Here is a 1,101-nt window from a genome sequence, read left to right on the forward strand (position 1 = left end):
CGGAGGTTTACCGTACGTTCGAATCGTACCGTTCCCACCCAACAGAATAGGAGGCGATCATGAGTAGAGTTCAGTGATAATCAACTGGAGGTCTCATGAAAGCAAAAGCATTTTCCCGTCGTGTAATCAGTTATGGTCCGGGCGGTTTCCATTGCCCGTGCTGCGGCCCGGCTCCGGGTGCGCGTCGAGACGAGCGGCAGCAGAATCGTCGTGTCCTCAATCGAGTGCTCGACAAAATCGAGCGTCAGGAACGAAGCGTAGAACACATCGATGTCGGCACCGTCAATGACTGGTGTTTTGACTGGGATTGGTACTACGATGCGTGGCCCGGTGAGCTGAGTCTACACGAAGAGTGGGAAGAGTACCGGAAGCAAAACAAGTAGTATGCGGATGTGGTGGAATAGCTAGACACGGGGGACTCAAAATCCCCTGCCGAAAGGCGTGTGGGTTGGAGTCCCACCATCCGCACCACGCGAGGGTGGAGAAATTGGTAGACGCAGCAGGTTTAGGTCCTGCCGGTCGAAAGATCGTGAGGGTTCGAATCCCTTTCCTCGCACCAGAACAAGTTACTTCCCGAAAGGGTGCGCCGCTATGTGCGAGTCTGCGAGAGCAGTGTTCATCGGCATAGCAAATAAGTACAAGTGGAAAGTAGCGCCAAGTCCATATTCTGTGGGTGAACCGCAGTCTAATTTGCGGGTGTAGCTCAATGGTAGAGCAGCGTCCTTCCAAGTCGAAGACGGGGGTTCGATTCCCCTCACCCGCTCCAGACTTAGTAAAGTAATGTGATGTACGTTCAGTGTGGTGCTTAGGTTTCCTAGGCCACGGGCACCACGCACTTGCCGGTTTAGCTCAGTTGGTAGAGCAGCTGATTTGTAATCAGTTGGTCGCGGGTTCGAGTCCTGCAATCGGCACCATTTTTATTGTTGTGGGCGAGAGCGAAAGAATCCCCAATCCTAACTGTCGAGGAAGAGGCACCGCCAGTGTATTGCAACCGGATTTATCCCGCGCGGGGCTCCGGGGCTCTTGGGGTTAAGAGCCATGCTAAGGTACAGTTGGTGTGAAGCCAGTTGCCCGGTATCGGGCCCGTGCTTCCTGAAACTC

General features: G+C 54.2%; 1 protein-coding gene and 4 tRNA genes. All 5 read left to right on the top strand.

Features of this window, described 5'->3' with window-relative positions:
• Positions 1–95 precede the first annotated feature (95 nt).
• The 5 genes from AC1RO3_RS07815 (at position 96) to AC1RO3_RS07835 (ending at position 914) form a co-directional block, all read left to right on the top strand.
• Positions 96–383, top strand: a complete 288-nt coding sequence (locus tag AC1RO3_RS07815; RefSeq protein WP_289900983.1) for a hypothetical protein — start codon at positions 96–98, stop codon at positions 381–383.
• Positions 384–386: 3 nt separating this feature from the next.
• Positions 387–471 (top strand) — tRNA-Leu (locus AC1RO3_RS07820).
• Position 472: 1 nt separating this feature from the next.
• Positions 473–559, top strand: a tRNA-Leu gene (locus tag AC1RO3_RS07825).
• A gap of 133 nt (positions 560–692) precedes the next feature.
• A tRNA-Gly gene (locus tag AC1RO3_RS07830) sits at positions 693–766 on the top strand.
• 72 nt (positions 767–838) lie between these two features.
• A tRNA-Thr gene (locus AC1RO3_RS07835) sits at positions 839–914 on the top strand.
• Positions 915–1,101 lie beyond the last annotated feature (187 nt).

The sequence above is a fragment of the Dellaglioa sp. CoH-57-MRSF-19 genome, from assembly GCF_056781975.1.

Bases quoted from the DNA above. Each gene is read 5' to 3' on its own strand.
- AC1RO3_RS07815 (WP_289900983.1), top strand. From the start codon at position 96: ATGAAAGCAAAAGCATTTTCCCGTCGTGTAATCAGTTATGGTCCGGGC.